Origin of the sequence: Aliiroseovarius sp. YM-037 (genome assembly GCF_048060095.1) — a bacterium.
Lineage (GTDB): Bacteria > Pseudomonadota > Alphaproteobacteria > Rhodobacterales > Rhodobacteraceae > JBLUOA01.
The window spans coordinates 902,846-921,579 of record NZ_JBLUOA010000001.1 but is presented as its reverse complement, the minus strand read 5'-3'; the positions used below and the strand labels follow the sequence as shown (position 1 = coordinate 921,579).

The following is an 18,734-nucleotide window of genomic DNA, read 5'->3' as shown; positions in this document are numbered from 1 at the left end:
CACAGAACAGAAACACAAGGGGGCGATAATTCGCGGATCGTGACGCCTGATCCACGCGCTATGTCGTTTTATACGCTTTAGTCCCGGCCCCTTTCCGGCTACACACTGGCGCAACGTCAACCCGGCTCACGGAGATATCCAACGAATGTCCACGCAAGGTTTTTTCACCGCTTCTTTGTCCACTCGCGATCCTGAGGTTTTTGGCTCTATCCGGGATGAACTGGGTCGTCAGCGGGACGAGATCGAATTGATTGCATCCGAGAACATCGTCTCTGCCGCGGTGATGGAGGCGCAAGGCTCTGTCATGACAAACAAATATGCCGAAGGCTATCCGGGCCGCCGCTATTATGGCGGGTGCCAGTATGTCGATGTCGCCGAAAACCTCGCCATTGATCGCGCCAGGCAACTGTTTGGGTGTGATTTTGCGAATGTGCAGCCGAACTCCGGTTCTCAGGCGAACCAAGGGGTGATGCAGGCGCTGATCCAGCCGGGCGATACGATCCTCGGGATGAACCTCGCCTCTGGCGGTCACCTGACCCATGGCGCGGCACCGAACCAGTCGGGCAAGTGGTTCAACGCGGTGCAATACGGCGTGCGTAAGCAAGACAATCTGATCGACTATGACGAGATTGAAGCGCTTGCAAAAGAACATCAACCGAAACTGATTATCGCTGGCGGCTCTGCCATTCCGCGCGTCATCGACTTTGCCCGGTTCCGCGAAATCGCGGATATGGTCGGCGCGTATCTGCATGTGGACATGGCGCATTTCGCGGGCCTCGTGGCCGCTGGCGAACATCCGTCGCCCTTCCCGCACGCGCATGTGGCAACGACGACCACCCACAAAACCCTGCGCGGCCCGCGCGGCGGTATGATCCTGACCAATGACGAAACCATCGCGAAGAAAGTGAACTCCGCTATCTTCCCCGGCATTCAGGGCGGCCCCTTGATGCACGTCATCGCCGCAAAAGCCGTCGCGTTTGGTGAGGCGTTGCTGCCAGAGTTCAAGACCTACCAACAGCAGGTCAAAGCCAACGCGGTGGCGCTTGCCGATCAGCTTATGAAAGGCGGCCTCGACATCGTGACGGGCGGCACGGACACCCACGTCATGCTTGTCGACCTGCGACCGAAAGGTGTGAAAGGCAACGCGACCGAAAAGGCACTTGGGCGGGCGAATATCACCTGCAACAAGAACGGCATCCCGTTTGACCCGGAAAAACCGATGGTGACATCAGGCATCCGGCTTGGCACGCCCGCCGGGACCACCCGTGGGTTTGGTGAGGCCGAGTTCCGCTCGATTGCCGACATGATCGTTGAGGTGGTTGATGGCCTTGCCGCCAATGGCGAAGAGGGTAACGGCGCCGTCGAAGACGCGGTAAAAGCAAAGGTCAAAACCCTTTGCGATCAGTTCCCGCTATACCCTGATCAGTAATAGGGCCACCAAAGCGACACGGCGCGGTCAGAGAAGACCGCGCCACACAAGAACGCTCAGCGTCAGCCCACCAACGGCAAAAACCGCAAAGCTGATTCCCCCCGCGACGCTTAGAAACATATCCTTGCGGCGTTCGGTCGGGTCGACGGTTTTCAGGTGAGTCATACAGGCGCGATAGGCCGCTTCGTATCTGGCTGGATCAATCATTCGGACAAGCTTTGGGTTCTCGGCAAGATCCGCGGCGTTCGCCATATATAGGGCATCCCGTCGGATACGCCGGGGCAGTAGCCGCCCTGCCTTACGCGTCCGGGCCGACAAATCCTGACCGCCCACGGACAAGCGTTCGCCCATAGCAGCATAGACCTCATCGGCCTTGGCGTGGATGACCCCAATATCCATACACCGTTCCCTTCTACCCCCAACATACCGGAATCGCGGCACATTCTCAACTCCTCTGGAAGCTGCGGGGGGGAGTGTGTATGAAGCCGTATGTTGAACGTGATGACCAGCGGATCGCCGACTGACCAGCCGCCTTTGTTGATCGTGCACGGGCTTTATGGCTCTGCCCGAAACTGGGGGGTGATCGCCCGCCGGATGGCCGACCGGGGGGAGGTTTTGCCGGTCGATATGCGCAACCACGGGAACAGCCCTTGGTTTGATACGCACAGCTATCCGGATATGGCAGGCGACCTTGCGGAAGTCATTGAAGCGCATGGGAAAAGCGTGGATGTCGTCGGCCATTCGATGGGCGGCAAAGCGGCGATGGTGCTGGCGCTATCGCGGCCCGACCTCGTCCGTCGGCTGATCGTCGCGGACATCGCGCCGGTCGCCTATTCGCACAGTCAGGTGCAGTTCATCGACGCGATGAAGGCGCTTGATCTAAAGGGGCTTTCGTCGCGCGGCGAGGCGGACAAACGGTTCGCGGAGCATGTAGAGGATGCGGGGATCAGGGCGTTCCTGTTGCAGTCGCTCGACCTGAAATCCGATCCGGTGAAGTGGCGACTGAACCTCGACACCCTTGAAGCGGAAATGCCGAAGATCGTTGGGTTCCCCGAGGTGACAGGCACGTTCGCTGGCCCGACGTTTTTTCTCTCCGGCAAAGACAGCGACTATGTCCTGCCCGAACATCGCAGCACCATCAAACGACACTTCCCAAAAGCGAAATTCGCGCGGATTCCGGGCGCGGGGCACTGGCTCCACGCCGATAAGCCGCGAGAGTTCGAGGCCGCGATGCGCGCGTTCCTCGACGCCTAACCAATGTGGGGAGCGCGACCTTAGCGCAGGGCCGCGATCTTCTTCGCCACGATCCACGTCACCGGAATTGCCACGACAAAACCGACCGCCGCCCCGATCAGGATCGGCACCAGCGTGTCATGCCCAAGGGTCAGCACGACGATCACGCCGATCCCGGCAAGGGACGTTGCGATCATGGAGAATAGTGTGAGGGCAAGGCGGATCATCGGAGCCTCCGAAAAGAGAATTTAGCGCGTTTCGCCCCGACCGTATTGCGGCGGCCCGCCCGCGTCTTTGACCTAGGTCAGACCGTTGGAACCGGATCCCGCGTCGGGCGTTGGTTGGGAAATGAACTCAAGACGAAAGGAACCTTTCATGCCCCGCACCATACCCCGCCTTCTTCCCGTTCTGTTCGCACTCGGCCTTGCCGCCTGTGAAACCGTCGAAGGCGCCGGCCAGGACCTGTCCGCCGGCGGTCAGGCCGTATCCGAAGCCGCACGGGAAACCCAGGCCGAGATGTAGCCAGCGGAAAAGGCGCCCCCGCATGATTGCAAGACCCGTCCGGAGAAATCGGGCGGGCCTGTCGTGAGGCAATCGGCTGGCGCAACAGGGCTGGCGCCCCACGTCGCAGTCGCTATTCTAACCCGAGGAGGAAACATTATGCGGATATTTGGACTTATTCTGGCGATGGCGACAACAACCGCCATGCTTGCAGGTTGCGCGCCGTTGATTGTCGGAGCGGGTGGAGCGGTGATTGCGGATGAGATTGCAGAAGATGAACGCGGGGGTGATGGGCTGTTTTAGGGGGTGGACTGCAACGAATTCTATACGCGCAACCAATACGCTATTAGTCGATAGGCTCGTCTAAAACCTCGGGAATTCCCATTCGTATCTTTGCGACAATCTGGTCAAGTAGCTTCCAAGCTTGGGAAGCTATCTCATTCGCCGTTTTACTTTCATTTCTTAACCGTCGATATTCGTCGTCGGACACCAAGTTGAAAGGCTTGTAGCCAGTTCGAAATTCGCCCCCTATTAGCTTTGGAACAGTATCCTGGGCAATCTTCATATCTAGCGTATTGAGCCGATCAATTAGCTCAGAAAGGTCTCTGTTGAGTGTTCTGTTGTGAAAGAAAAAAGTCCCGCGCTCCCAGCGATCACATATACGTCCCAAGCGATGATAGATCTCGCTTGGGACGAATGACCAAAGATCGGTATCATTCAGCAGATATCTAAAATCCCCTGCATGGAGTTCCACAAGTTCGCGAGCTACACGAATGTCGTTTTGAGACGTATTCTGTGTACCTAACTCCTCGCTTTGTTTGAATTCGGTAAAATGCCAAACAATCAATGCAGTTAGCAGTGTTAACCATGCTCCGGGGTTATCAACGAACATTAAATCATTTGGCCACAATAGCCAGATCAACGATCCGAAGACAGAGTAGGCCGCTCCGATTCGAGCAAGTGTTTGGGTGAATCTAATCATCCATCTTCAACGCCGAGATAAACGCCTGCTGGGGGATTTCCACTTTCCCGAACTGGCGCATCTTCTTCTTCCCGGCTTTCTGCTTGTCGAGCAGCTTTTTCTTGCGGCTGACGTCTCCGCCGTAGCATTTCGCGGTCACGTCCTTGCGCAGCGCGGCGAGGGTTTCGCGGGCGATGACCTTGCCGCCGATGGCCGCCTGGATCGGGATCTTGAACATGTGGCGGGGGATCAGGTCTTTCAGCTTTTCGCACATGGCGCGGCCGCGGGCTTCGGCGCGGTCGCGGTGGACCATCGTGGATAGCGCGTCGACCGGTTCTTCGTTCACGAGGATCTGCATTTTGACAAGGTTGTCTTCGCGGTAGCCCTCAAGCTGGTAGTCGAAACTCGCATACCCTTTGGTAACGCTTTTCAGCCTGTCGTAGAAATCAAAGACAACTTCATTAAGCGGAAGGTCATAGACAACCATCGCGCGCGACCCGGCATATGTCAGATCAAGCTGGATGCCGCGTCGATCCTGGCAGAGTTTCAGCACATCGCCGAGGTAGTCGTCGGGCACGAGGATGGTCGCCTTGATCCGCGGCTCCTCCAAGTGATCGACATGGGTGAGGTCCGGCATGTCGGCGGGGTTGTGAAGCTCTGTCACGGACCCGTCGCGCATGTGGATTTTGTAGATCACCGACGGCGCCGTAGTGATCAGTTCGATATCATATTCACGCTCAATCCGGTCGCGGATGACTTCGAGGTGAAGCAGACCAAGGAAGCCGCAGCGGAACCCAAAGCCAAGCGCAGCAGAAGTTTCCATTTCGTAAGAGAACGACGCATCGTTCAGCGCGAGCTTTTCGATCGCGTCGCGCAGGTCTTCGAATTCGGCGGAATCGACGGGGAACAGGCCGCAGAACACGACAGGCTGCGACGGCTTGAAGCCCGGAAGAGCCTTGTTCGCCCCTTTCTTTTCATGGGTGATGGTGTCGCCCACGCGGGTGTCGCGCACCTGCTTGATCGACGCGGTGAGGAAGCCGATTTCCCCCGGCCCCAGTTCATCCACGACCTGCATCGCCGGACGAAACACACCGATCCGGTCAACATGATGGACAGAGCCGTTCTGCATCATCGTGATCCGGTCGCCCTTTTTCAGAACGCCATCCATGATGCGAACGAGGACGATGACGCCAAGGTAGGCGTCATACCAGCTATCGACCAGCATCGCCTTTAGCGGTGCATCGCGCTCGCCCGTCGGCGCGGGAAGGTGTTCGACGATGGCCTCAAGCACTTCATGAATGCCCTGCCCCGTTTTCGCGGACACCGGGATCGCGCCCGAGGCGTCGATGCCGATCACATCCTCCACCTGCTCCGCCACGCGGTCGATGTCGGAGGCTGGCAGGTCGATCTTGTTAAAGACCGGCACGATTTCGTGGTCCGCGTCGATGGCCTGATAGACGTTGGCGAGGGTCTGCGCCTCAACCCCTTGGGTGGAGTCGACGACCAGCAGCGAACCTTCAACCGCGCGCATGGAGCGGGACACTTCATAAGCGAAATCGACGTGGCCGGGGGTGTCGATCAGGTTCAGCACGTAGTGCTGCCCATCATCGGCGTTGTATTCGATACGGACGGTGTTCGCCTTGATCGTGATGCCACGCTCGCGTTCGATATCCATCGCGTCGAGCAATTGTTCCTTCATATCCCGCAGCTCCACCGTGCCAGTTTCCTGGATCAGGCGGTCGGCCAGCGTGGATTTCCCGTGGTCTATATGCGCCACGATGGAGAAATTGCGGATTCTTGAAAGCTCTGTCATGGAAGGGGATATGCGGGGGAAATCGGGGCTGGTCAAGCGGGGTTGAGCATGGCCGGCTACCCGACCGGCAAAACCCGACGCTCAATCATCGTGCGAAGGGTGAAGCTTGACTGCATCGACCGGATGCCCGGCACCCGCATCAGGCGGTTTTCAAGGAAATGGTCGAATGCAGTCAGGTCTTCGGCCACGACGCGCAGAAGGATGTCACGCGATCCGGTCATGAGGTGGCATTCCATGACTTCTTCAAAGCGGCGCACGGCGGCTTCGAACACTTCTATCGCGTCTGAGGATTGGCGATCGAGTTCGACAGAAATGAAGATCGTCACCGGCAGGCCCAGCCTCGCCTGATCGACTCGCGCGGCGTAGCCGGTGATGACGCCGTCCCTCTCCAACGCGGCGACGCGGCGGGCGCAGGGGGTCGGCGACAGGCCAACCCGTTCGGAAAGTTCGGCGAGCTTTAACCGCCCATTTTTCTGCAACGCCGCGACGATCTTCTGATCTGTTTGATCCATTGGTTTTTCCTAATATCTGCGCATTAATTAGCAAAAACCTCTAATATAGGCCACCATTACACGGTAAATTTGGCAAAAATTGTTACTCACACGTGATATTCTATACAGAAAGGGAGACTCCATCATATGAAAATCACCGCCGTTCCATCCGACAGCCACGAAGAAATCTATCGCGTCAGCGATGCGGATACCGGATTGCTTGGGTTCATTGCACTGCATTCAACGCAGCTTGGCCCGGCGGCGGGCGGGTTGCGGATGCGACTTTATGCAAATGAGGACGCAGCGCTGACCGATGTAAAGCGGCTTTCCAAAGGCATGACATACAAGAACGCCGCAGCCGATCTGCCGCTCGGCGGGGGCAAGGCGGTAATCGTTGGCGATCCGGCGAAGGATAAGACTCCGGCGCTATTGCGCGCTTTCGGCCGCGCGATTGAGAACCTTGAGGGGCGGTATTACACCGCCGAAGACATGGGGATGAGCCCGGCGGACATGGCGACGCTGGCCGAAGAAACCAGCTATGTCGCGGGCCTTGCAGACGGGGCGTTTGCGAGCGGTGATCCCTCACCCATTACCGCGCGGGGGATTTTTAACGCGATCCGCGTGACTTGCCGGCACCGCTTTGGCGGCGATGATCTGAACGGGCGGCACGTCGCAATCCAAGGGCTTGGCAATGTTGGTTGGAACCTCGCGCTGCTGCTAAAGGATGCGGGGGCCGATCTGACGGTGACGGATGTGGATCAGGATCGCATTAACCGCGCCGTGACAGAAATTGGCGCGACGCCCGTGGCGCTTGATGAAATCTACGCGGTAAAGGCCGATGTTTTCGCCCCGTGCGCCATAGGCGGCATCCTGAACGCCGATACCATCCCGGCCTTGCGTGTTTCCATCGTTGCAGGCGGCGCGAACAACCAGCTTGCGACGCCCGAGGATGGTGCAGCGCTGAACGACCGCGGGATCCTCTACGCGCCCGACTTTGTGGCCAATGGTGGCGGGATCATCAACGTGGCAACCGAAATCCTGAAAATCGCGGATCGTCCGGCCTATGTCGCACAGAAGCTGTCAGCGCTTGAGGCGACGATGGACACGATCCTGACCAAAGCTCACAAAAACAACGTGAGCCCCGACGCCGTAGCCGTTGCAACTGTTGCACAAAAGATGGATCGGGCGGCGGCCTGACGCCCCCGTAATCGGAATTGAAAAATCTGCCGTTCTGGGGCATAGTGCGCCGCAGAGGATTTTGAAGGTACGGAGGTGGGACAAACCCGCCCCGGCAATTGGAACGAGGCAGACTAATGAAAAAACTTATGATTGTGGCGGTTTTGGCCACCGGTATGACCCCCGTGTTTTCGCCCGCCGCAGAGGCTGGTGCGATTGAACGCGCCTGCAACCAGTCGGACAGACGCCCGGCGCGGGCGCTGTGCGGGTGTATTCAGGACGTGGCGAACACCACGCTCACCAATTCGGAGCAACGCACAGCGGCGGGGTTCTTCCGCGACCCGCATCAGGCACAGGTTGTCCGGCAGTCCGACCGCGCGAGTGATGAGCGGTTCTGGTTGCGCTACAAGAATTTCTACGCCACAGCCGAAGCCTACTGCGCAAGGTAAGCGACAAGCCCGTTTGACGCAGACTCGACCAAGGTCAGGGTGGTGTCAAAATCGCGGGTATAATACGGGTCCGGCACCGCATCGGTGCCGGTGTCCGGCGCAAAATCCATAAATGATTTCAACGGTGTCTTGTTCCCCACGGGGCGCAGGGCAGCCATGTCCGCGATGTTCTTGTCATCCATCCCGATGATAAGATCAAAGCGGTCGAAGTCATCAGACGTGAACGCCCTCGCCCTTAGGGTCGACAAGTCATAACCCCGCACCATGGCGGCTGCCTGCATCGGTCCGTAAGGTGGCTCGCCAATGTGCCAACCACTTGTGCCGGCGCTGTCGAGTGTGACGGCTAGACCTGCCGTCTTGGCCTTCACACGCATCACAGCCTCCGCCGTGGGGGAGCGGCAGATATTTCCAAGACAGACGAACAGAATACGGGTGGTCACGGGGTAATCCTTTCCGGCATCATGGGTTCATACCCAATGGGGGCAGCATGGAAAAGCACATCGTTATCCTGACCGGGGCAGGCATTTCAGCGGAGAGCGGGCTGGGCACATTTCGGGACGTTGGCGGGCTTTGGGATCAGTATGATCTTGAGGAGGTTGCGACACCCGACGGCTTGGCCCGGAACCCGGCGCTTGTCCACGATTTCTACAACGCACGGCGGGCGAACTGCCTTGGGGCGGCGCCGAACGCCGCGCATGTCGCGCTCTCACGGCTTCAGGCCGAATGGTCGGGCAACGTCACGCTGATTACCCAGAATGTCGATGATCTGCACGAACGCGGCGGGTTTGACGATGCGATTCACATGCACGGGCAGCTGATGCGTGCGAAATGTGCAAGTTGCGATGGGCGCTGGGACGCGCCGAAGGTGATGCAGCACGACGCGCCCTGCCCCCATTGTGGTGCCAAGACGACCCGGCCCGACATCGTCTGGTTCGGTGAGATGCCGTATCACATGGATGCAATCTGGGCCGCGTTGGACGAGGCTGATATATTCGCGTCGATCGGCACATCGGGGCAGGTTTATCCGGCGGCAGCCTTCGCGCAGCAGGCCGCGGCGGCGGGCGCCGCAACGATTGAACTTAATCTGGAGCCATCAGACACCGCACGGCATTTCCAGCAGGCACGCTACGGCCCGGCAACGGAAATCGTGCCGAATTGGGTGGCAGAATTGCTGGAGCAGACGCCGGGATAATGGAACTTTTCCAAAGGCTTCGTGTTAATTCTAAAAGGAGTCCGCAATGTTGTTATCAGCCGCCGAAACCATGACGTTTTCCGCCAATAACGGGGATAGCCGCTTTCCCGTGACGGATTTTCTGTTCGATGCTGGCCGCGGAAATGTGAAATACGCAGCCCTCGATATAGGCGGGTGGTTTGATCAGACGCAGGTCTTGATCTCAGCCAACCGCCTTGGGGAACCGGATACGGCGAAGCGTGAATTCGTCATCAATCTGGCGAGTGATGAGGTCGAGAACGCCCCAAAGTGGGAGCCGGATGGCGATTCGTTCCCGTTTGACATGGCACATCTACCGCCGCTGGTCGTCGGGCCGTTCGGATCGACCTATGCGCCGTTAATGATGGCCGCGCAGATGAACGAGGCGCAGGCGAATGACGACGCGGATGAAAGCGCGGACCTGCCGCCAGGGGCCGACAGGCTCGACCGGTTTTCGATTTGGCTGGGGACAGAGGTGTTCGGCTCGGACGGCGAGCTCGGGCGGCTTGGGGATATCCTGCTTGACCCGGCCAAGATGGAACTGACGCATTTCGTCGTCGAAACCGGCGGTATTCTCAGCACACAGGAACACGTTTTGCCCTATCAGACGCTACGACATATGGCGAAGGGTGACACGCATCTGGTGCTGTCGACATCCAAGGCCGCAGTCGAAAAATCACCGAAGCCGAAGGATATCAAGGCGCTCGACCAAGGATCGATTGACGCACTGCGCCTGCACTATGGATTGCCGATGTAGCGCGTCCTGCGTCAGAGGTGGAGTTCATCTGACATCAACACAAATCCCTGCCCGCCGACCTTTACGCCAGTGATCGCGTCGGGTTTGCCAAGCACTTCGACGCTTGCTTGGCCAGGGCGACCCATCCAGTGCCCCTGCTCTGCGGTGAACCGGGGTGACTGAATTAACCCGTGATGCCAAAGATACGCCGCCATACAGCCTGTGGCAGAGCCGGTAAACGGATCTTCCGGCAGGCTTGGCGGGGCGAGAAGCAGCCGAGAGAACGTGTCCCCTGCGGCCGTTTCGCCGCCGAGGGTGACAAGGAACGGCTCCATCAACTCCGCGCGGGTTGAACCATCTTCGATCCGGAACGCTTCGAGCGCGTCGACATCCATCGTGGCGCGGCGCAGCGCGTCTTTGTCGGTCAGCACGGTGATGCAAAACGGCGTGCCAGTCGATACGACCTGCGGCGGGTGGGCGATGTCGTCTGCCAATAGGCCGTAGATCGCAGCAATCCGGCCTGCGTCGTGCGTTTTACCGAAGGTCGGCGCGGCTTGGGTCATCGTGATGATCGGCCTGTCCGCGTCGTTCAGCGCGACCTCAACCGACATGACGCCCGCACCGACCTCAAGCGTGAAGGACGCCGCGCCGCCCGACATATCCACCAAACCGCGATGGATCAGCGATGCGACAGTCGCGACGGTCGGATGCCCGGCCATCGGGATTTCCTTGTCGGCAAGGTAATAGCGCGCACCAAAATCCGCGGCATCCGACGGCACGACGTAAGAACATTCGGCAAGCGACGTTTCCTTAACAAGCGAAAGGCGCTGATCGAGTGTCAGCGCCTTTGCATCATGAACAACAACACAGCCGTTGCCGGAAAAGGGTGCGTCGGTGAACGCATCGACCCAGTCGAAGCTATACCCGCTCAATGCACGGAAACCGGCGCAAAGTCGTTCTGGCGGGCCAGAATGAACGCGAGGTTTCGGCTGCTGACCAGCGCCAGCTGCTCGCCATCCTCAGTGCAAACGGCATAAAGCTCCTCTGCGCCCTGGGCTTCGGCCCGAATGTCTTCGGGCAGATCGGCGACGTCGACGGACCGCACATAAACAAGCCTTTCGCCGAGATGCGGGCCAAAATTGAATTTCGTATCCATGCTCGCCTCCTTACGCTTTGTTGATCTTGATCGTCTGAACGATCTTTTGTGGTTCGGCCCGACGCAGATCAACATGCAAAAGACCGTTTTCCATACTGGCAGAGCCAACTTCGACCCCATCCGCGAGAATAAAGGCCCGCTGGAACTGCCGGGCCGCGATTCCGCGATGAAGGAACACGCGCCCCTCATCATCATCGCTTTGCTGCCCTCGCACGACCAGTTGCCGATCCTCGACAGTGATCGCGATATCGTCCTCAGCGAATCCTGCCACAGCCAGCGTTATGCGAAAGTTATTTTCACCCGATTGTTCGATATTGAACGGCGGATAGCCATCATTTCCGGATTTCGCGGTCCGTTCCACGAGGCGTTCAAGCTGGTCAAACCCCAGCAGAAATGGGTGAGAACCCAAAGTCAGTTTTGTCATCGACACGTCCTGTTTTCAGCGACCTGTGTGGGTGGGCCCCATATTGGCGACCCTTTGTGTCAAATATGGGTCCGAATATACCGCTCTACAAGGGATTGAGGGGCAGAGAACCCTTCCCGCAGCGTCACAAAGGCGCTATTTTGAGCCCAAGAATAAAGAATTGGGCACCCGGCAGATGACCACTCCGACAGAGATGAGCCACGAAGACGTGCTGCGTGTGCGGCTGGATGTGCTGAAACGCGAACACCGTGATCTTGACGATGCGATTCACGCGTTGCAGGACCGTGGGACAGCGGATGCCCTGACCCTCAAACGGTTGAAAAAGCAGAAATTGGCGCTGAAGGACCGTATCCAGCGGATCGAAGACGAGCTGCTGCCCGATATCATTGCCTAAGCGGACGGGATCAGTATAGTGCCGCTTCCTTTGACGACGGGGGGCCGCATGGCTGAAATCAACGTGGGCATCATCATGGGCAGTCAATCGGACTGGTCTACGATGAAAGGCGCGGCGGACGTTCTGGAAGAACTGGGCGTCGCCTATGAGGCGCGGATCGTATCGGCGCATCGCACCCCGGATCGGTTGTGGGATTACGGAACCAAGGCGGTGGACCGCGGGCTGAAGGTGATCATCGCCGGGGCCGGTGGGGCAGCGCATCTGCCGGGTATGATGGCGTCAAAGACCCGCGTGCCGGTGATCGGCGTTCCGGTGCAGACCAAAGCGCTGTCGGGGGTCGATAGCCTATATTCCATCGTTCAGATGCCGAAAGGCTACCCCGTCGCAACAATGGCAATCGGCGCAGCCGGGGCCGCCAATGCGGGGTTGATGGCGGCAGGTATCCTCGCACTTCAGGACGAATCACTGGCCGAACGGCTGAACGCATGGCGCGCGGCGCTGTCGGATTCGATCCCGGAGACCCCGTCGGATGACTGAGGCGCTGGCACCCGGAGCGGTGATCGGAATCCTCGGCGGCGGGCAGCTTGGCCGGATGCTGTCTGTAGCGGCGTCGAGGCTGGGCTTCAGGACCCACATCTTTGAACCGGGTGCAGAACCCCCTGCGGGCCACGTTGCGGATCGCGTGACAACGGCGGGGTATGATGACGAGGATGCGCTCGCTGCTTTCGCCGCCGCCGTCGATGTCATCACCTTTGAGTTTGAGAATGTGCCAACCGCCGCGCTTGATCTGCTTGAGGCGCATCGCCCGATCCGTCCGAACCGCAAGGCGCTTGCGGTATCGCAAGATCGGCTGGCCGAAAAGACATTTCTGAGCGAGTTGGGGCTGACGACCGCACCGTTTGCAGCCGTCGATACGCCAGATGATCTGCGCGAGGCGCTTGGACGTATCGGCACCCCCGCGATCCTGAAAACCCGTCGGTTTGGTTATGACGGCAAGGGACAGGCGCGGATCATGACGCCGGGGGATGCCGACAAGGCGCTGGTCGACATGGCCGGAGCGCCTGCGGTTCTTGAAGGTTTCGTCGATTTCACCTGCGAGATTTCGGTGATCGGCGCGCGGAGCGTTTCAGGTCAGGTGACATGCTTCGACCCCGGCCAGAACGTCCATCGCGACGGAATTTTACACACGACGACGGTTCCGGCGCAGGTGCCTGCGACGCTGATCCTTGATGCGGTCTTGCGCACCGGGGACATCCTGAACGCGCTTGAGTATGTCGGCGTGATGGGGGTGGAGCTGTTCGTAACATCAGACGGATTTGTCGTGAACGAAATCGCGCCACGGGTGCATAACTCCGGCCACTGGACCCAGAACGGCTGTGTTGTGGATCAGTTTGAACAACACATCCGCGCCATCGCGGGCTGGCCGCTTGGCGACGGGGCGCGGCATTCGGACGTCGAGATGCTGAACCTGATTGGCGACGATGTCGCGCGCATTCCCGAAATCGCGACCGATCCGACCAATGCGATCCATCTATACGGCAAGGCGGACGTGAAACCGGGCCGCAAGATGGGGCATGTGAACCAGATCATTCGATAATCAGTTGAGTTGGTTTGCGTCCGACTGGAGTGCAATAGATTTCTTGCCTCCGGCGGGAGTATTTTCGGCAAGATGAAGCAGCTATTCCCCGACCATCGCCGAGACGGCTTCGGAATAGCTCATGTCAGGGCGGAAACGCCCGTTTTCAAGAAACTCTAGCGTTTGGCCGATGACGAACGGGCTGTTCATCATGAAAGTGTGCGTGACGGGCAGGACGATATGGTCGTTCATACCGGGGACGCGGGTCGAGGACACCGCGACCTTGCCGTCGTCCGCTCCGCTGATGACGGCAGAATAGATTGGGTTCAGTGAGCGATTTCCGGCGATCACGCCAAGTTCAAATTTCGGGAGTTTCTGTTGGTTCGGCGTGCTGCGAGGGCCAGTGCCAAGCTCCATCCCCGCGGGGCCGTTCAGCCATTGGAATGGACCGAGATCGCCAAACGCATCGACGAGTTCGGAGCCATGGTTCGGTGGGGCCAACATCACCACGCGGCCCATATTTTTCGGGCGATTTTCGCCCAGCCAACCCCGGACCAGAATGCCGCCCATTGAATGGGTGACGAAATGGGTTCGGTCATCGCCGCATTCGGCAACCGCGCCGGGAAGGGCCGCATCGATAAGCTCCGCGATTGGCGCTTTGGTGGAGGGGTAGCCACGATTTACCGTGCGGTAACCAGACGCCTCAAGCGCTTCGGAAATCATCACCATTGAGGTCGCGCTGCGCGCCAGACCGTGAAGCAGCACAACGCAATCCGCCGCTACGGCGGGCAGCGGGGCAAGGATCAGGGCCGTGGCGAGTAAAATGCGCATAGATGAAATATAGCGCCCCGACGGTCGCGTTTCGAGTGCCTGCTTGCAGGACGCTACGTCGCGGGGCAGTCTGATTGCCATGAAACGTCACCCTCGCCTTGCGGTTCGCGCCTTAATTCTCTCGGACGCGCGCCTGTTGCTGGTCAACGCTTATCCGGGTGTTGAAAGCGATCTGTGGTGTGCGCCGGGTGGTGGGGTGGAACCGGGGCAATCCCTGCCCGAAAACCTGATCCGCGAGGTACATGAGGAGTGTGGGTTATCGATCCGCGTGGGCGCGCCGGCCTTGGTTAATGAGTTCCATGATCCGGGCGGAACGTTTCATCAGGTGGACGTTTATTTTCGATGCGAGGTTATCGGTGGCACGTTGGATGAAACCTGGCGCGATCCAGAAGGCATCGTATCCCGGCGGCGGTTCGTCACGCAGCAGGAAATTGAGGACTTGCGCGTGAAGCCCGATAGCCTTGCGGCAGTCGTGTGGAATGATCCCGGTCATATCGTTTACGATCCGCTGGAAGTCATCGTGCGATAGGGGGATAACTTGAGCAAAGCGTTCACAAAAGAAGATGATGGCGGCGTTCCAAAGATTCCCGATCGGCCAGTCAGCGATCATCCGAACCATGTCACGACTGCTGGTTACGCGCGGCTTGAGGCGCAGCGCGATCAACTGGCCGCAGAGCTTGCGGATCTGCGGGCGCGGAAGGATACGCTTGACGATCTGCTGCCCATCGCCGTTGCGGAGCGAGACCTTCGCTATACCGAGGCAAGGTTGCGCAGCGCCATCGTGGTTGATCTATCCCAACAGCCGAAGAACCGGGTGAGCTTTGGTGCCGAAGTCATCACCGTTGATGAGGATGGCCGCGAAGCCACCTACCGGATCGTGAGTGAAGACGATGCCGCCCCGCGCACGGGCGCAATTGCACCGTTCTCACCGCTCGCCCAAGCCTTGATGGAACAGGGCGTTGGCGATGTGGTGGAATGGCCGAAGCCGACCGGAACGATCGAATTGGAGATTGTCGGGATCAGCTACCCGGACGGTTAGCGTAGGGGATGAAAAAAGGGCCCCTTGGGAGCGGCCCTTTTCCGATAGTCTCTGAGCGTCTTAGGCGCTCAGCACTTGGCCCTTACGGGCCAACTGCCTGCCGCCTGACGGTTGTCTCTGCAAACAGAGGCAACCTTACATCATGCCGCCCATGCCGCCCATGTCGGGCATACCGCCGCCTGCCGGTGCGCCTTTCGGCTCCGGTTTATCAGCGACCATGGCTTCGGTGGTGATCAGAAGGCCAGCGATCGAAGCCGCATCTTCCAGAGCGGTCCGGGTCACTTTGGCCGGGTCGATCACGCCGAATTTGAACATGTCGCCATATTCTTCGGTCTGGGCGTTGAAACCAAAGGTCAGGTCAGAGCTTTCGCGGACCTTGCCAGCAACAACGGCGCCGTCAACACCAGCGTTTTCAGCGATCTGACGCAGCGGTGCTTCAAGCGCGCGGCGCACGATAGCGATACCGGCTTGCTGATCGGAGTTTTCGCCTTTGACCTTTTCAAGCGACTTCGCCGCTTGGACCAGAGCGACACCACCACCAACGATGACGCCTTCCTGAACCGCAGCGCGGGTCGCGTTCAGTGCGTCATCGACGCGGTCCTTACGCTCTTTCACTTCGGTTTCAGTCATGCCGCCAACACGGATCACAGCAACGCCGCCTGCGAGTTTCGCAACGCGTTCTTGCAGTTTCTCACGGTCGTAGTCAGAGGTCGTTTCTTCGATCTGCTGACGGATCTGGCTGACCCGTGCTTCGATCTCGGCTTTTTCACCTGCGCCGTCAACGATGGTCGTCTCATCTTTGGTGATGGCGACTTTCTTGGCGGAACCAAGCATGTCCATCGTGACGTTTTCAAGCTTCATGCCGAGGTCTTCGGAAATCACCTGACCACCGGTCAGAATTGCGATGTCTTGCAACATGGCTTTGCGGCGGTCGCCGAAGCCCGGTGCTTTGACAGCAGCAATTTTCAGACCGCCGCGCAGTTTGTTGACGACGAGCGTGGCCAGAGCCTCGCCTTCGACGTCTTCTGCGATGATCAGCAGCGGCTTTTGCGACTGGATCACGGATTCAAGCAGCGGAACCATCGGCTGAAGCGAAGACAGTTTCTTTTCGTGCAGCAGGATCATGCAGTCTTCGAGATCTGCAATCATCTTGTCTGCGTTGGTCACGAAGTAGGGGCTTAGGTAGCCACGGTCGAACTGCATCCCTTCGACAACATCGGTTTCTGTTTCCAGACCTTTGTTTTCTTCAACGGTGATGACACCTTCGTTGCCGACTTTCTGCATCGCGTCTGCAATTTGACGGCCGATTTCAGCTTCGCCATTGGCAGAGATCGTGCCGACCTGTGCGACTTCGTCGGAGTCTTTGACTTCGCGAGCGGCGGCTTTGATCGCGTCAACAACTTTGGTGGTTGCAAGGTCGATGCCGCGCTTCAGGTCCATCGGGTTCATGCCAGCGGCAACCGATTTCATGCCTTCTTTGACGATGGCTTGGGCCAGAACAGTCGCGGTCGTGGTGCCGTCGCCTGCCTCGTCATTGGTGCGAGAGGCAACCTCTTTCACCATCTGGGCGCCCATGTTTTCGAACTTGTCTTCCAGTTCGATTTCCTTGGCAACCGTCACACCATCTTTGGTGATCCGGGGCGAGCCGAAGGATTTGTCGAGAACAACGTTGCGGCCTTTCGGGCCGAGGGTCACTTTGACCGCATCTGCAAGGACGTTTACGCCCTTCAGCATACGATTACGGGCATCGGTATCAAATTTGACGTCTTTCGCCATTTTGAATGCTCCTTGAATTTCGTGTTTCGTTCAGAAGGTGACGATCAGATCAGGCGATAATGCCCATGATGTCGCTTTCCTTCATGATCAGCAGTTCTTCACCATCGAGGGTGATTTCGGTGCCGGACCATTTGCCAAACAGGATTTTGTCGCCTGCCTTGACGTCCAGTTCGATGCGATCGCCATCATCGTCTCGAGCGCCCGCGCCAACAGCGACGATTTCGCCTTCGGCCGGTTTTTCTTTTGCGCTGTCGGGGATGATCAGACCGCCCTTGGTTTTTTCGTCGCTTTCAACGCGACGGACGAGCACACGGTCATGCAGCGGAGTAAATGCCATCTCGGAACTCTCCCTAGTTCGAGGTTACAGAAGTATTATCACTCACATGGTGCGAGTGATAACGAAATGGATTTAGGCAAGCCGCGCCGCGCTGTCAACAACTCCGTGACAAAATTCCGTTGTATCCTCCGGGTGGGGCGATACCCTTTGTGCAAATAGGATGGAAGTATTGAATATGAGAGCCGTTGCTTTGTGTCTTTTGGCGATTGTTTTTGCCCACCCTGCCCTGTCCGAATGCGTCGGCAGCAATCTGATCGACGCGCTCTCTGCCGAGGATCGCGCGGCGCTACGCGAGCGTGTCGCGCAGCACCCCTACCCAGAAGGCAACTTTTGGCGCGCTACAAAAGGCGCAAGCACGTTGCACGTCGTCGGCACTATGCATCTTGCGGACCCGCGCTTTGTGCCGATGGTGAATACCGTCCGACCCTATGTCGTCGATGCCGATACCGTGTTTCTGGAAGCGACCGAGGCCGACATGAAGGCGCTTGAGGCGCGGATGCTCAGCGATCCGTCGATGATGTTCATCCAGACCGGCCCGACCCTGCCCGACTTGCTGAGCGAGGGCGACTGGGCGCGTCTGACCCAGCGGATGGAACAACGAGGCATCCCCGGATTCTTCGCCGCCAAAATGCAGCCCTGGTATGCGGCGATGATGATGGGTGTTCCGGCTTGTGCAATGGATTTGATGACGGAACGGAACGGGCTGGACAAAAGGCTTTCGGTAATAGCGGAGGGGGCCGGTGTCGAAACCCGCGCACTTGAGGATGGCGAGGCGTTGCTGCGCGCCTTTGCCGAAGAGCCGATGGATGAGCAGATCGATATGCTGTCAACCTTCCTCGCCACCGACGCGGATGAGGCGGCAGGGTTTGCCACGATGGTCGATGCGTATTTCGCCGGGAAACATCGAGAACTCTGGGAGTTCACGATTCTGCACGGCAAATCACAGCCGGGCCGCACACCTGAGCAGTGGGAAGAGTTATTCGCGGAGGCGGAGCAAGCCCTGCTGATCGACCGTAATATCGCGTGGATGGACGTTTTGCTGCCAGCGGTCAGCGAAGGCAACCACGTCGTTGCGGTTGGTGCCGCGCATCTGTCGGGCGAGGATGGCGTGCTGAACCTGTTGGCCGAGGCGGGATATACGCTGGAACGGCTTGACTGACAAAGGTTGCGGCATCGTGTCCGGGGCCGGGTGACATCCCTGC

The 18,734-nt window shown here is 58.7% G+C and carries 26 protein-coding genes; 14 read left to right on the top strand and 12 right to left on the bottom strand.

The genetic code is table 11. From position 1 onward, the window contains the following. Positions 1-145 precede the first annotated feature (145 nt). Complete coding sequence (gene glyA, locus ACEWPJ_RS04480) at positions 146-1,429, top strand: serine hydroxymethyltransferase (protein WP_416511221.1); 1,284 nt, start codon at positions 146-148, stop codon at positions 1,427-1,429. Between the two features lie 27 nt (positions 1,430-1,456). Here the strand turns inward: glyA and ACEWPJ_RS04475 are convergent, their stop codons facing one another. After that, positions 1,457-1,828 carry a hypothetical protein gene (locus ACEWPJ_RS04475; RefSeq protein WP_416511220.1) on the bottom strand — a complete coding sequence of 124 codons (372 nt, stop codon included), beginning with the start codon at positions 1,826-1,828 and terminating at the stop codon, positions 1,457-1,459. Between the two features lie 90 nt (positions 1,829-1,918). Here ACEWPJ_RS04475 and ACEWPJ_RS04470 point away from each other — a divergent pair, with 90 nt between their 5' ends. Next, positions 1,919-2,683, top strand: a complete 765-nt coding sequence (locus ACEWPJ_RS04470; protein ID WP_416511219.1) for an alpha/beta fold hydrolase — start codon at positions 1,919-1,921, stop codon at positions 2,681-2,683. A 20-nt stretch (positions 2,684-2,703) separates the two neighbouring features. Here ACEWPJ_RS04470 and ACEWPJ_RS04465 read toward each other — a convergent pair whose 3' ends face one another. Next, positions 2,704-2,889: a CTP synthetase gene (locus tag ACEWPJ_RS04465; protein ID WP_416511217.1), complete on the bottom strand. Its 186-nt coding sequence runs from the start codon at positions 2,887-2,889 to the stop codon at positions 2,704-2,706. A 148-nt stretch (positions 2,890-3,037) separates the two neighbouring features. Here ACEWPJ_RS04465 and ACEWPJ_RS04460 point away from each other — a divergent pair, with 148 nt between their 5' ends. Beyond that, positions 3,038-3,184, top strand: coding sequence for an entericidin A/B family lipoprotein (locus ACEWPJ_RS04460; protein ID WP_416511216.1), 147 nt, complete (start codon positions 3,038-3,040; stop codon positions 3,182-3,184). 138 nt (positions 3,185-3,322) lie between these two features. Next, positions 3,323-3,466, top strand: a complete 144-nt coding sequence (locus ACEWPJ_RS04455) for a hypothetical protein (RefSeq protein ID WP_416511214.1) — start codon at positions 3,323-3,325, stop codon at positions 3,464-3,466. A gap of 43 nt (positions 3,467-3,509) precedes the next feature. Here ACEWPJ_RS04455 and ACEWPJ_RS04450 read toward each other — a convergent pair whose 3' ends face one another. The 3 genes from ACEWPJ_RS04450 to ACEWPJ_RS04440 all read right to left on the bottom strand — a co-directional run bounded on the left by ACEWPJ_RS04450 (position 3,510) and on the right by ACEWPJ_RS04440 (position 6,449). Then, the gene (locus ACEWPJ_RS04450) at positions 3,510-4,055 is read right to left on the bottom strand and encodes a hypothetical protein (protein ID WP_416511213.1); all 546 of its coding nucleotides are present in this window, start codon (positions 4,053-4,055) and stop codon (positions 3,510-3,512) included. Positions 4,056-4,137: 82 nt separating this feature from the next. Beyond that, entirely contained in the window at positions 4,138-5,937 is a 1,800-nt protein-coding gene (lepA, locus tag ACEWPJ_RS04445) for a translation elongation factor 4 (protein ID WP_416511211.1), read from the bottom strand. A 56-nt stretch (positions 5,938-5,993) separates the two neighbouring features. Further along, a complete protein-coding gene (locus ACEWPJ_RS04440) occupies positions 5,994-6,449 on the bottom strand; it encodes an Lrp/AsnC family transcriptional regulator (RefSeq protein ID WP_416511209.1) in 456 nt (151 codons plus the stop codon). 126 nt (positions 6,450-6,575) lie between these two features. Here ACEWPJ_RS04440 and ACEWPJ_RS04435 point away from each other — a divergent pair, with 126 nt between their 5' ends. Both ACEWPJ_RS04435 and ACEWPJ_RS04430 read left to right on the top strand, forming a co-directional pair. Then, positions 6,576-7,625: a Glu/Leu/Phe/Val family dehydrogenase gene (locus tag ACEWPJ_RS04435; RefSeq protein ID WP_416511208.1), complete on the top strand. Its 1,050-nt coding sequence runs from the start codon at positions 6,576-6,578 to the stop codon at positions 7,623-7,625. 116 nt (positions 7,626-7,741) lie between these two features. Continuing rightward, positions 7,742-8,053 (top strand): hypothetical protein, encoded by a 312-nt coding sequence (locus ACEWPJ_RS04430; RefSeq protein ID WP_416511206.1) that lies wholly within the window; start codon positions 7,742-7,744, stop codon positions 8,051-8,053. Here ACEWPJ_RS04430 and ACEWPJ_RS04425 read toward each other — a convergent pair. Further along, positions 8,038-8,493, bottom strand: coding sequence for a low molecular weight protein-tyrosine-phosphatase (locus tag ACEWPJ_RS04425; protein WP_416511205.1), 456 nt, complete (start codon positions 8,491-8,493; stop codon positions 8,038-8,040). The two genes, ACEWPJ_RS04430 and ACEWPJ_RS04425, sit on opposite strands and share 16 nt — an antisense overlap. A 47-nt stretch (positions 8,494-8,540) precedes the next feature. On the opposite strand from ACEWPJ_RS04425, the gene ACEWPJ_RS04420 reads away from it, so the two are divergent. Together ACEWPJ_RS04420 and ACEWPJ_RS04415 are read left to right on the top strand one after the other, a co-directional pair. After that, positions 8,541-9,245 (top strand): NAD-dependent deacylase, encoded by a 705-nt coding sequence (locus ACEWPJ_RS04420; protein ID WP_416511203.1) that lies wholly within the window; start codon positions 8,541-8,543, stop codon positions 9,243-9,245. Positions 9,246-9,291: 46 nt separating this feature from the next. Further along, on the top strand, positions 9,292-10,020 hold the full coding sequence (locus tag ACEWPJ_RS04415) for a PRC-barrel domain-containing protein (RefSeq protein ID WP_416511201.1): 729 nt from the start codon (positions 9,292-9,294) through the stop codon (positions 10,018-10,020). Between the two features lie 11 nt (positions 10,021-10,031). Here the strand turns inward: ACEWPJ_RS04415 and ACEWPJ_RS04410 are convergent, their stop codons facing one another. From ACEWPJ_RS04410 to ACEWPJ_RS04400, 3 genes are read right to left on the bottom strand one after another with little or no spacing between them, the layout of a single operon-like run. Then, positions 10,032-10,931, bottom strand: a complete 900-nt coding sequence (locus tag ACEWPJ_RS04410; protein WP_416511200.1) for a PhzF family phenazine biosynthesis protein — start codon at positions 10,929-10,931, stop codon at positions 10,032-10,034. Continuing rightward, a complete protein-coding gene (locus ACEWPJ_RS04405) occupies positions 10,928-11,155 on the bottom strand; it encodes a DUF1150 family protein (RefSeq protein WP_416511199.1) in 228 nt (75 codons plus the stop codon). Before ACEWPJ_RS04405 ends, ACEWPJ_RS04410 begins: the two co-directional genes overlap by 4 nt. A gap of 10 nt (positions 11,156-11,165) precedes the next feature. Next, positions 11,166-11,579 carry an Hsp20 family protein gene (locus ACEWPJ_RS04400; RefSeq protein ID WP_416511198.1) on the bottom strand — a complete coding sequence of 138 codons (414 nt, stop codon included), beginning with the start codon at positions 11,577-11,579 and terminating at the stop codon, positions 11,166-11,168. 175 nt (positions 11,580-11,754) lie between these two features. Here ACEWPJ_RS04400 and ACEWPJ_RS04395 point away from each other — a divergent pair, with 175 nt between their 5' ends. Genes ACEWPJ_RS04395 through ACEWPJ_RS04385 form a run of 3 tightly spaced genes read left to right on the top strand, consistent with a single transcriptional unit; the run spans position 11,755 to position 13,570 of the window. Continuing rightward, positions 11,755-11,973, top strand: a complete 219-nt coding sequence (locus tag ACEWPJ_RS04395) for a YdcH family protein (protein ID WP_416511197.1) — start codon at positions 11,755-11,757, stop codon at positions 11,971-11,973. A 48-nt stretch (positions 11,974-12,021) separates the two neighbouring features. Then, positions 12,022-12,510, top strand: coding sequence for a 5-(carboxyamino)imidazole ribonucleotide mutase (gene purE / locus ACEWPJ_RS04390; RefSeq protein WP_416511195.1), 489 nt, complete (start codon positions 12,022-12,024; stop codon positions 12,508-12,510). After that, positions 12,503-13,570: a 5-(carboxyamino)imidazole ribonucleotide synthase gene (locus ACEWPJ_RS04385; protein WP_416511193.1), complete on the top strand. Its 1,068-nt coding sequence runs from the start codon at positions 12,503-12,505 to the stop codon at positions 13,568-13,570. The genes purE and ACEWPJ_RS04385 overlap by 8 nt, the downstream gene beginning before the upstream one ends. 81 nt (positions 13,571-13,651) lie before the next feature. Here the strand turns inward: ACEWPJ_RS04385 and ACEWPJ_RS04380 are convergent, their stop codons facing one another. After that, positions 13,652-14,380, bottom strand: a complete 729-nt coding sequence (locus ACEWPJ_RS04380) for an esterase/lipase family protein (RefSeq protein WP_416511192.1) — start codon at positions 14,378-14,380, stop codon at positions 13,652-13,654. A gap of 79 nt (positions 14,381-14,459) precedes the next feature. Here ACEWPJ_RS04380 and ACEWPJ_RS04375 point away from each other — a divergent pair, with 79 nt between their 5' ends. Continuing rightward, on the top strand, positions 14,460-14,909 hold the full coding sequence (locus ACEWPJ_RS04375; protein ID WP_416511190.1) for an NUDIX domain-containing protein: 450 nt from the start codon (positions 14,460-14,462) through the stop codon (positions 14,907-14,909). 9 nt (positions 14,910-14,918) lie between these two features. After that, on the top strand, positions 14,919-15,419 hold the full coding sequence (locus ACEWPJ_RS04370; RefSeq protein ID WP_416511188.1) for a GreA/GreB family elongation factor: 501 nt from the start codon (positions 14,919-14,921) through the stop codon (positions 15,417-15,419). Between the two features lie 135 nt (positions 15,420-15,554). On the opposite strand, the gene groL is transcribed toward ACEWPJ_RS04370, so the two are convergent. Both groL and ACEWPJ_RS04360 read right to left on the bottom strand, forming a co-directional pair. Next, on the bottom strand, positions 15,555-17,195 hold the full coding sequence (gene groL, locus ACEWPJ_RS04365) for a chaperonin GroEL (RefSeq protein ID WP_416511186.1): 1,641 nt from the start codon (positions 17,193-17,195) through the stop codon (positions 15,555-15,557). Positions 17,196-17,244: 49 nt separating this feature from the next. After that, a complete protein-coding gene (locus tag ACEWPJ_RS04360; protein ID WP_416511184.1) occupies positions 17,245-17,532 on the bottom strand; it encodes a co-chaperone GroES in 288 nt (95 codons plus the stop codon). Between the two features lie 175 nt (positions 17,533-17,707). Between ACEWPJ_RS04360 and ACEWPJ_RS04355 the strand changes: the two genes are divergently transcribed. After that, a complete protein-coding gene (locus tag ACEWPJ_RS04355) occupies positions 17,708-18,691 on the top strand; it encodes a TraB/GumN family protein (RefSeq protein ID WP_416511182.1) in 984 nt (327 codons plus the stop codon). Positions 18,692-18,734 lie beyond the last annotated feature (43 nt).

Excerpts from the sequence above, each read along its gene's own strand:
- purE (WP_416511195.1), top strand. The coding sequence starts at position 12,022 with ATGGCTGAAATCAACGTGGGCATCATCATGGGCAGTCAATCGGACTGG.
- ACEWPJ_RS04360 (WP_416511184.1), bottom strand. The coding sequence starts at position 17,532 with ATGGCATTTACTCCGCTGCATGACCGTGTGCTCGTCCGTCGCGTTGAA.
- ACEWPJ_RS04450 (WP_416511213.1), bottom strand. The coding sequence starts at position 4,055 with ATGTTCGTTGATAACCCCGGAGCATGGTTAACACTGCTAACTGCATTG.
- ACEWPJ_RS04405 (WP_416511199.1), bottom strand. The coding sequence starts at position 11,155 with ATGGATACGAAATTCAATTTTGGCCCGCATCTCGGCGAAAGGCTTGTT.
- ACEWPJ_RS04455 (WP_416511214.1), top strand. The coding sequence starts at position 3,323 with ATGCGGATATTTGGACTTATTCTGGCGATGGCGACAACAACCGCCATG.
- ACEWPJ_RS04375 (WP_416511190.1), top strand. The coding sequence starts at position 14,460 with ATGAAACGTCACCCTCGCCTTGCGGTTCGCGCCTTAATTCTCTCGGAC.
- lepA (WP_416511211.1), bottom strand. The coding sequence starts at position 5,937 with ATGACAGAGCTTTCAAGAATCCGCAATTTCTCCATCGTGGCGCATATA.
- ACEWPJ_RS04470 (WP_416511219.1), top strand. The coding sequence starts at position 1,919 with ATGTTGAACGTGATGACCAGCGGATCGCCGACTGACCAGCCGCCTTTG.
- ACEWPJ_RS04435 (WP_416511208.1), top strand. The coding sequence starts at position 6,576 with ATGAAAATCACCGCCGTTCCATCCGACAGCCACGAAGAAATCTATCGC.
- ACEWPJ_RS04420 (WP_416511203.1), top strand. The coding sequence starts at position 8,541 with ATGGAAAAGCACATCGTTATCCTGACCGGGGCAGGCATTTCAGCGGAG.
- ACEWPJ_RS04400 (WP_416511198.1), bottom strand. The coding sequence starts at position 11,579 with ATGACAAAACTGACTTTGGGTTCTCACCCATTTCTGCTGGGGTTTGAC.
- ACEWPJ_RS04380 (WP_416511192.1), bottom strand. The coding sequence starts at position 14,380 with ATGCGCATTTTACTCGCCACGGCCCTGATCCTTGCCCCGCTGCCCGCC.
- ACEWPJ_RS04355 (WP_416511182.1), top strand. The coding sequence starts at position 17,708 with ATGAGAGCCGTTGCTTTGTGTCTTTTGGCGATTGTTTTTGCCCACCCT.
- ACEWPJ_RS04440 (WP_416511209.1), bottom strand. The coding sequence starts at position 6,449 with ATGGATCAAACAGATCAGAAGATCGTCGCGGCGTTGCAGAAAAATGGG.
- groL (WP_416511186.1), bottom strand. The coding sequence starts at position 17,195 with ATGGCGAAAGACGTCAAATTTGATACCGATGCCCGTAATCGTATGCTG.
- ACEWPJ_RS04395 (WP_416511197.1), top strand. The coding sequence starts at position 11,755 with ATGACCACTCCGACAGAGATGAGCCACGAAGACGTGCTGCGTGTGCGG.
- ACEWPJ_RS04475 (WP_416511220.1), bottom strand. The coding sequence starts at position 1,828 with ATGGATATTGGGGTCATCCACGCCAAGGCCGATGAGGTCTATGCTGCT.
- ACEWPJ_RS04430 (WP_416511206.1), top strand. The coding sequence starts at position 7,742 with ATGAAAAAACTTATGATTGTGGCGGTTTTGGCCACCGGTATGACCCCC.
- ACEWPJ_RS04415 (WP_416511201.1), top strand. The coding sequence starts at position 9,292 with ATGTTGTTATCAGCCGCCGAAACCATGACGTTTTCCGCCAATAACGGG.
- ACEWPJ_RS04385 (WP_416511193.1), top strand. The coding sequence starts at position 12,503 with ATGACTGAGGCGCTGGCACCCGGAGCGGTGATCGGAATCCTCGGCGGC.
- glyA (WP_416511221.1), top strand. The coding sequence starts at position 146 with ATGTCCACGCAAGGTTTTTTCACCGCTTCTTTGTCCACTCGCGATCCT.
- ACEWPJ_RS04465 (WP_416511217.1), bottom strand. The coding sequence starts at position 2,889 with ATGATCCGCCTTGCCCTCACACTATTCTCCATGATCGCAACGTCCCTT.
- ACEWPJ_RS04460 (WP_416511216.1), top strand. The coding sequence starts at position 3,038 with ATGCCCCGCACCATACCCCGCCTTCTTCCCGTTCTGTTCGCACTCGGC.